10 protein-coding genes are annotated in these 7,583 nt (G+C 61.6%); 6 read left to right on the plus strand and 4 right to left on the minus strand.

Annotated elements, in window-relative coordinates; translation table 11 throughout:
* The first annotated feature begins 95 nt into the window (after window positions 1–95).
* Together J4E53_RS28890 and J4E53_RS28895 are read left to right on the plus strand one after the other, a co-directional pair.
* Window positions 96–473 (plus strand): hypothetical protein, encoded by a 378-nt coding sequence (locus J4E53_RS28890; protein WP_060741383.1) that lies wholly within the window; start codon window positions 96–98, stop codon window positions 471–473.
* 28 nt (window positions 474–501) lie between these two features.
* On the plus strand, window positions 502–1,404 hold the full coding sequence (locus J4E53_RS28895; protein ID WP_103311183.1) for an alpha/beta fold hydrolase: 903 nt from the start codon (window positions 502–504) through the stop codon (window positions 1,402–1,404).
* Here J4E53_RS28895 and J4E53_RS28900 read toward each other — a convergent pair.
* Window positions 1,373–2,365, minus strand: a complete 993-nt coding sequence (locus tag J4E53_RS28900) for a GlxA family transcriptional regulator (RefSeq protein ID WP_103311185.1) — start codon at window positions 2,363–2,365, stop codon at window positions 1,373–1,375. The two genes, J4E53_RS28895 and J4E53_RS28900, sit on opposite strands and share 32 nt — an antisense overlap.
* Before the next feature lie 99 nt (window positions 2,366–2,464).
* On the opposite strand from J4E53_RS28900, the gene inhA reads away from it, so the two are divergent.
* Window positions 2,465–3,151 (plus strand): isonitrile hydratase, encoded by a 687-nt coding sequence (inhA, locus tag J4E53_RS28905; protein ID WP_103311187.1) that lies wholly within the window; start codon window positions 2,465–2,467, stop codon window positions 3,149–3,151.
* Window positions 3,152–3,223: 72 nt separating this feature from the next.
* Here inhA and J4E53_RS28910 read toward each other — a convergent pair whose 3' ends face one another.
* Window positions 3,224–3,481 carry an Atu4866 domain-containing protein gene (locus tag J4E53_RS28910; RefSeq protein ID WP_060741379.1) on the minus strand — a complete coding sequence of 86 codons (258 nt, stop codon included), beginning with the start codon at window positions 3,479–3,481 and terminating at the stop codon, window positions 3,224–3,226.
* 26 nt (window positions 3,482–3,507) lie between these two features.
* The gene (locus J4E53_RS28915; protein ID WP_060741378.1) at window positions 3,508–4,245 is read right to left on the minus strand and encodes an SDR family oxidoreductase; all 738 of its coding nucleotides are present in this window, start codon (window positions 4,243–4,245) and stop codon (window positions 3,508–3,510) included.
* 203 nt (window positions 4,246–4,448) lie between these two features.
* Here J4E53_RS28915 and J4E53_RS28920 point away from each other — a divergent pair, with 203 nt between their 5' ends.
* Window positions 4,449–5,396: an AraC family transcriptional regulator gene (locus J4E53_RS28920; protein ID WP_060741377.1), complete on the plus strand. Its 948-nt coding sequence runs from the start codon at window positions 4,449–4,451 to the stop codon at window positions 5,394–5,396.
* Window positions 5,397–5,572: 176 nt separating this feature from the next.
* On the plus strand, window positions 5,573–6,034 hold the full coding sequence (locus J4E53_RS28925; RefSeq protein WP_103311189.1) for a hypothetical protein: 462 nt from the start codon (window positions 5,573–5,575) through the stop codon (window positions 6,032–6,034).
* 464 nt (window positions 6,035–6,498) lie between these two features.
* Here the strand turns inward: J4E53_RS28925 and J4E53_RS28930 are convergent, their stop codons facing one another.
* Window positions 6,499–6,957, minus strand: coding sequence for an SRPBCC family protein (locus J4E53_RS28930; protein ID WP_060741375.1), 459 nt, complete (start codon window positions 6,955–6,957; stop codon window positions 6,499–6,501).
* A 154-nt stretch (window positions 6,958–7,111) separates the two neighbouring features.
* Between J4E53_RS28930 and J4E53_RS28935 the strand changes: the two genes are divergently transcribed.
* On the plus strand, window positions 7,112–7,513 hold the full coding sequence (locus tag J4E53_RS28935; RefSeq protein WP_060741374.1) for a lysozyme inhibitor LprI family protein: 402 nt from the start codon (window positions 7,112–7,114) through the stop codon (window positions 7,511–7,513).
* The last annotated feature ends 70 nt before the right edge of the window (window positions 7,514–7,583 follow it).

Raw genomic sequence — 7,583 nt, forward strand, 5'->3', positions numbered from 1 at the left:
GTTAGAAGTTGCCAGCCCCCCAAACCCCTCCTAAGATCGATGCTCTCACGGGTGCAGCGGAGCTGCCCGATAAAAACCCGACTCAAGGACCTGACATGACCCATATCAAACGCCCCATCACCACCCCACCCCGAACAGGCCTGACCCGCGAAAACCTCTGGGAAGGCCAGGACCGGGGTCTGATCAAGTGCTGGGAAATCGGCCGCGACCGGGCGATGAAGTTTCCCGAACTGGCGCAACGTTGCCTGGCCGGTGAATTGCCGGTGCTGGGTTGGAAAGGTGGCGTCAGCCGCAGCCTGAAGAAAAACGAAAAATTCGGTTGCCTCAAGTACCTCGCCCAATGGCAGGGCCTGCGCGGTGAAGACCTGGACATCGACCTGACCCAGGAGCGCACCCTGACCTGTTCCAGCACGAACATGATCGTGACGTTTACCCCGGACCGGGCCAAATACGTCAACCAGGAACCTGCCTGAACGCAACCGCACACTGCCGGAGGCCGACATGAACCTTGAGCCCAGGATCGACTTCGCCGTCACGCCGTTGCTGCGCATCGCCTACGAAGAACACGGCCCCGCCAGCGGCGACCCCATCATCCTGCTGCACGGTTTTCCTTACGACCCCAGGGCGTTCGATGAAGTCGCGCCGGCCCTGGCCCAGCGTGGCTACCGGGTCATCGTGCCCTACCTGCGCGGCTACGGCCCGACCCGCTTCAACAACCCGGCCATCATGCGTTCCGGCCAGCAAGCGGCGTTGGCCCAGGACCTGCTGGACCTGATGCACGTACTCTCCATCCCCCAAGCGGCGCTGTGCGGCTACGACTGGGGCGGTCGGGCGGCGTGTATCGTCGCGGCCCTGTGGCCCGAGCGCGTGCGCTGCCTGGTGACCGGCGATGGCTACAACCTGCAGGACATTCCACGCTCCACCCAGCCGCTGGACCCGGAAACCGAACATCGCCTGTGGTACCAGTATTACTTCCACACGGCCCGGGGCGTCGAGGGCCTGACCCGGAACCGGCGTGAACTGTGTGGCTTGCTCTGGCGCCTGTGGTCACCGACCTGGACACGGGGCGCCGAACGGTACCCCCTCAGTGCCGCGTCGTTCGATAACCCGGACTTCGTCGACGTGGTGATCCACTCCTACCGTCATCGCTTCATGTACGCGCCGGGCGACCCGACGCTGGAGTGGATGGAGGAACGGCTGGCGGCACAACCGGCCATCAGCGTGCCGAGCATTTCCCTGTGCGGCGCCGATGACGGCGTGGGGCCCGCGTCGGAACACGATGAAGACGTCGAGCATTTCACGGGGTTCTATGAGCGCCGAGTGCTGCCCGGTGTTGGCCACAACATTCCCCAGGAAGACCCCGAGGCCACGCTCAAGGCATTGCTGGATCTGCTTGAGGGCTGACGGCGAACCGCTCGCGATAGGCCTGGGGTGTCACGCCCATGGCCCGCAGGAAACTGCGGCGTAGGGTTTCTTCGCTGCCGAAGCCACATTGCACCGCCACCCGCTTGATCGACACCGCCGTGTCGGCCAGCAGGCGGCGAGCGGTTTCCACGCGAATCAACTCCACGGCCCGCGCCGGGGTCTGGCCGGTGTCGGCGCGGTAGTGCCGTACAAAGCTGCGTTCGCTCATACCTATCTCGGCGGCCAGGCTCGACAGGCCCAGGTCACGGGTTAGGTTTTCGGCGATCCAGGCATGCAGGTCATCAAAGCGACTGCCTTGCTTTTGTAGCGACAAGGTCACGCTGAACTGCGATTGGCCGCCGGGGCGCTTGAGGAACACCACCAAGTGCCGGGCGACCTCCAGCGCCACCGCACGGCCCAGGTCCTCCTCGACCAGCGCCAGGGCCAGGTCGATGCCGGCCGTGACCCCGGCCGAGGTCCAGACCGGACCGTCGTTGATGAAAATCGGGTTGGGTTCGACCCGCAACTGCGGATGTTGCTCGGCCAGTTGTTCGCAGCGGGTCCAGTGCGTCACCACGCGCCGTCCGTCCAGCCAACCGCTGGCGGCCAGCAGGAACGCCCCGGTGCACACCGACGCCACCCGGCGCGAACGCAGGCCGTGATCCTTGACCCAGGCCACCAGCGCCGGGTCCTTTGCCGCTTCGTACACACCCCAGCCTCCGGCGATCAACAGCGTGTCGCTGCCTTCGCTCGGCAGCGGCTCGGCCATCAGCGCCAACCCCGCCGAGGACATCACCGCCCCGCCGCCCACGGCGATGACCGTCGGCGTGTACGGCAGCGGCAGGCCTTGCTGGCGGGCCAGGTCGTTGGCCGATGCGAAGACCTGCAAGGGCCCAGTGACATCCAGCACTTGCACGTTGGCGAAGGCCAGGACATGAACGATTTTCGGAGAGTTGGGCATATTGGCGTGATTCGTGGGCTTATTGGCGTATACGCCAGAGCCTACGGATCTAAAGTAAAACCGTCCACCCCTCGGGCATCATCCAAAGGAGAACGCGACATGACGTTGCAGATCGGTTTGCTGTTATTTCCCCAAGTCCAGCAGTTGGACCTGACCGGCCCTTATGACGTGCTGGCCTCGTTGCCGGACGTGAAGGTCCACTTGGTCTGGAAGGACCTGGCGCCGGTCACCGCCAGCACCGGGCTGGTGTTGCTGCCCACCACCACGTTCGAGGACTGCCCGAAGCTCGACGTGATCTGCGTCCCTGGCGGGACCGGCGTCGGCCCCCTGATGGAAGACGAACAGACACTGGCCTTCATCAAGCGGCAAGCCGCCGACGCGAAATACATCACCTCGGTGTGTACCGGTGCGCTGGTGCTCGGTGCCGCGGGCCTGTTGCAAGGCAAGCGCGCCACCACCCACTGGGCCTATCACAGCCTGCTGCAAACCCTGGGCGCGACGCCGATCAAGGAGCGCGTGGTCCGCGACGGCAACCTGCTCACCGGTGGCGGCATCACGGCCGGAATCGACTTCGCCTTGACCCTGGCGGCCGAACTGTTCGACCAGGACACCGCCGAACTGATCCAACTGCAACTCGAATACGCCCCTGCCCCTCCGTTCAACGCCGGCAGCCCGGACACCGCGCCGACGCGCGTGCTGGAAGAAGCGAACCGGCGTGCGGCCGAGTCGTTCCGGGTGCGCTCGCAAATCACCCAGCGTGCTGCGGCGCGGTTGGAACAGGCGTAACGATCAGTCCCGATGGAAATGAAATCCGTGGTGAGGGGGAGTTGTCCCCTCACCGCAAAGGTCATCGGTTCATCATCCCTCCTGGCGATACAACACCATCCCCGCATGGTAAAGCACGCCTTCGCGAAAATCCCCATCGGCGGTGAAACCGGTGTCGTCGTGGTATTCGATATGGTCATCCTGTAGCCAGTAGTCGCCCTGATATGCGCTTTCACGTACACCTCGCGCTTCGTCATAGCGTCCGCCCGGCAGCAACCGATGGCGAATCACGCCATCAGCCGTCACCCATAGGCCGACGAATTTATCCTGGTCTCCAAATGCCTTTCTCATGGGACATCTCCTGTCGGTCAAGTCGGTCAGAATGGACTGGCGGTTGGCCGCACGATCAATTCGCTGACGTCTACGTCCGCTGGTTGTTCGATGGCGTAGGCGATTGCCCGGGCGATGGCTTCGGCCGGAATGGCGATCCTGCGGAACTCACGCATTTCGGCACGTCCACCTTCATCGGAAATGCTATCGGCCAGTTCCGATTCGGTCACACCGGGGGAAATCACCGTCACCCGCACATCGCCCCCGACTTCCTGGCGCAAGCCCTCGGAAATCGCGCGCACGGCGTACTTGGTGGCGCAGTACACGGCGGCCGTCGGGCTGACGGCGTAGGCACCGATGGAGGCGATGTTGATGAACTGGCCGCTGCGTTGACGCTGCATCAACGGCAGGCCGGCGGCGATACCGTGGAGCACGCCGCGGATGTTGACATCGATCATGCGATCCCACTCCTCGACTTTCAGCGCCTCGAGCTTGGAGAGCGGCATGACCCCGGCATTGTTGATGATCACGTCGACCCGACCGAATCGCTCGACAGCAAAGTCGACGAAGTCCTGGACATCCTCACGACGGGTCACGTCCACGGCCTTGCAGACCGCCTGCTGGCCGGCGGTTTCGAGTTCCTGCACCAGTGTTTGCAAACGATCGATGCGCCGCGCGCCAAGCACGACACGAGCACCGCGAGCCGCAAGCAACCGCGCCGCGGCTTCACCAATCCCGCTGCTGGCGCCGGTGATGACCACAACTTTGTTTTGAATATCGGACATGATGGTTCCCTCGTCTGGCTGTATTGGCTCCCGGTGGGAGCGTTTTGACAGGTCCAGATTAGGGAACCGACCGAGGCCAGGGTTAGCCGGATCCTCCTGCGCACTTGCACAATCCTGTAGCGATAGATCCGACTCTGGTCGACAGCCGCGCAATCGGTTTTACTAGCGCGGTCTATTCATTTTGGCCAGGGAGGTTGCTCGGCATGTCGGTATCCACGTCCATCCACATTGCGCCAGACGACAACGTCAATCAGCGTCGCGCCGAACTGGCGAGCCTGATGATGCGCTTCGCCCCGGAATTCGGCGTCCACCCCACGGCCATCGAGGCGTTGCACCTGATCCGCAGTGACCAGCCGACCGAAGCCCTGCACGTCGTGCACAAACCTGGTTTGTGCGTGATTGTCGAGGGGCGCAAGGAAGTGCACCTGGCGGACGAATGCTACGTGTATGACCCGCTCAATTACCTTGTCGTCTCGGTGACCCTGCCGTTGGCCGGCCAGGTGATTGAAGCCAGTCCCGAGCGCCCTTATCTGTGCATTCGCCTCGACATCGATCCGGCACAGATCTGCCGCCTGATCGCCGACGCCAGCCCCATCGGCGTGCCGGCCGAAAGAACCGGACGCGGGTTGTTCCTGGATCGCATCGATGCGCCATTACTCGACGCGGTGTTGCGCTTGCTGCGGCTGCTGGACAGCCCGGACGATATCGCCACCCTCGCGCCGTTGGCCCAACAGGAGATTTTCTACCGGCTGCTGCGTGGCGCCCAAGGCCAGCGCTTGCACGAAATTGCCATTCCCGACACACAGACCCATCGCATCAGCCGCGCCATCGAGTGGCTCAACACCCATTACGCCGAGCCGTTGAGCATCGACAGCCTGGCACAAATGATCAATCTCAGCCCTTCGGCCCTGCATCACCGCTTCAAAGCCGTGACCGCCATGAGCCCGCTGCAATACCAGAAACAGTTGCGCCTGCAGGAAGCCCGACGGTTGTTGTTGGCGGAGAACAGCGACGTTTCGTCAATCGGCTACAAGATGGGGTATGAAAGCCCTTCGCAGTTCAGCCGCGAATACAGCCGTCTATTTGGCGCCTCGCCGAGCAAAGACATCGCTCGTTTGCGTGCCCAGGCCCTGCAAGCCACGAGCGCCTGATCCTGCACACAAACAGGATCAGGCAAAACCAGGACAGTATCCGTCTAACGCCCGCCCCCGCCTCGCCCCTAATCTGAACCCATGCAGCAAGACAACCGTCCCGGCTGCAACGGGTTCAGCAGATCACGACATCTGAACGACCCGGCACTCAACCTGATATGACCGGAGTCTTTACCATGAAAACGTTCAACACCTTGATCGCCGTTACCACCTTCGCCCTGAGCGCCAGTGCGTTTGCCCTGCCGAGCCAGCAGCAAGACCGTTTCTTCACCTGGGCTGGCGATTACCAGCAGCCGGTGGCCGCTGATGGCGCGGATCGGACGCCTGGAGGGCAGACACTCGCGGCCGATGGTGCCGATCGGACGCCTGGAGGGCAGACACTCGCGGCCGATGGTGCCGATCGGACGCCAGGGGGCCAGACCTTGGCCGCTGATGGTGCCGAGCGGACGCCTGGAGGGCAGACGCTCGCAGCCGATGGTGCTGACCGTACACCTGGGGGCCAGACCTTGGCTGCTGATGGTGCCGAGCGTACCCCCGGAGGGCAGACGCTCGCAGCCGATGGTGCTGATCGTACGCCTGGGGGCCAGACCTTGGCTGCTGATGGTGCCGACCGCACCATGACCCGGCGCCTGGCATGATCAGGCAACTTTTCCATAGACGAAAAAAAACCCGCCTAGGCGGGTTTTTTGAGGACCAATTTGACTCCCTGTCCGGCATTCCATGCCTGGTCCAATCATCCATGACCCCAAGCACTCCCTGTACTCAGTGGATGAACATAGATTAGGCCTACCGGTGACTTGGAGAAAGACGAGAAAGCAGCAACGGCGTGTAAGCGTTTCGCTATAGGACTCTTTCCTGGCTTTTCAACGGGCGAAAAAAAACCCGCCGAAGCGGGTTTTTCCAAGACCATTACGACTCCCTGTCGATAGCTAATCCTTGCATGGTCGATCGTCCCTGATCCTGAGCACTTCCTGTGCTTCAGTGGATAAGTCCAGATTACGCCTCGGATCCAAAATGAAATAGACGACATAGCTACCATCTCGTGTAAGACATTCGCTATACCTGCCCCTCCGAAAACCCTTAGCTCTGCCAGCCGGCCAACTCAAGGCCTGTGCAGGAACGCTTCAATATTGGCCATCTGCTCGTCCCAGCCACGGCTGTCCATGCGAAAAGCCTTGAGTCGGCGTGCCTCGGGAATGTTGTTGAAACCCGACTCCACGACTTTGAGCAAGGTACCGCCATCCATGTCTTCAAGTTCGAATTGCACTCGGGTTTCGGACTCCTGGGAATAATCTACCTGCGGCTCGACAGCGTAAGGATGCCAGCGAAACGAGAAGACCCGCTCGGGCTCCACCCGCTCCACCGCTACGTCCCAGATAAGGTGTTCGTAACCTGGATAAGTAATTTGCCCTTGGGTACGCTCGCCTGCCACAAACCGTTTCCCCTCAAGGGCGACACCGAACCATTGGCCGAAGGCTTCGGCATTGGCCAGGGCGCGCCAGACCTGGGAGCGCGGGGCCTTGAGCAGGATCTTTCTTTCAATGCGGTCGGATGAATGCATGAGTCACCTCCTGTGTTTCAACAGTAGGCTTGTAAGACCACAAGGCCAACCGGAAAGTTGTATCAGACCGTCGTTTAGCACTCGCCAACTTTAAAACAGCACGGCGCGATGTAAACTCCCTCGGCGCTTCCACCCCCTCAAGGAGAGACCCAACATGTCCCTACGCTTGCTTCTGGCCCTGACGCCACTGCTTTTTGTCGCCATTGCCCAGGCCGACGACTGCGCTGACGCCACTACTCAAGGCGAAATGAACCAATGCGCAGCCAAAGAAAACAAGGCCGCCGACAATGAACTGAACAGTTTGTACAAGCAGATCACCGCACGCCTGAAGGACAATCCCGAAGCCAAGAAAATGCTGGTCAAGGCTCAGCGTGCCTGGATAGGCTTCCGTGATGCCGAATGCGAATTCTCCGCCTCTGGGGTTGAGGGCGGCAGTGTCTATCCGCTGATCTATGACAATTGCATCACCGCCCAGACCAAGGCTCGGGTCGAGGCGTTCAAGACCTATCTCAAGTGCAAGGAAGGGGATTTGAGCTGCCCCGTACCCGAGGCTTGACAGCCAGGATGCAAAAAAGGATGACCTCTGCAGGTCATCCTTTTTTTGGCCCAACGCTTTTATTTCGGAA

Source organism: Pseudomonas sp. FW305-28 (assembly GCF_017351395.1).
In the GTDB taxonomy this organism is placed as follows: domain Bacteria; phylum Pseudomonadota; class Gammaproteobacteria; order Pseudomonadales; family Pseudomonadaceae; genus Aquipseudomonas; species Aquipseudomonas fluorescens_AA.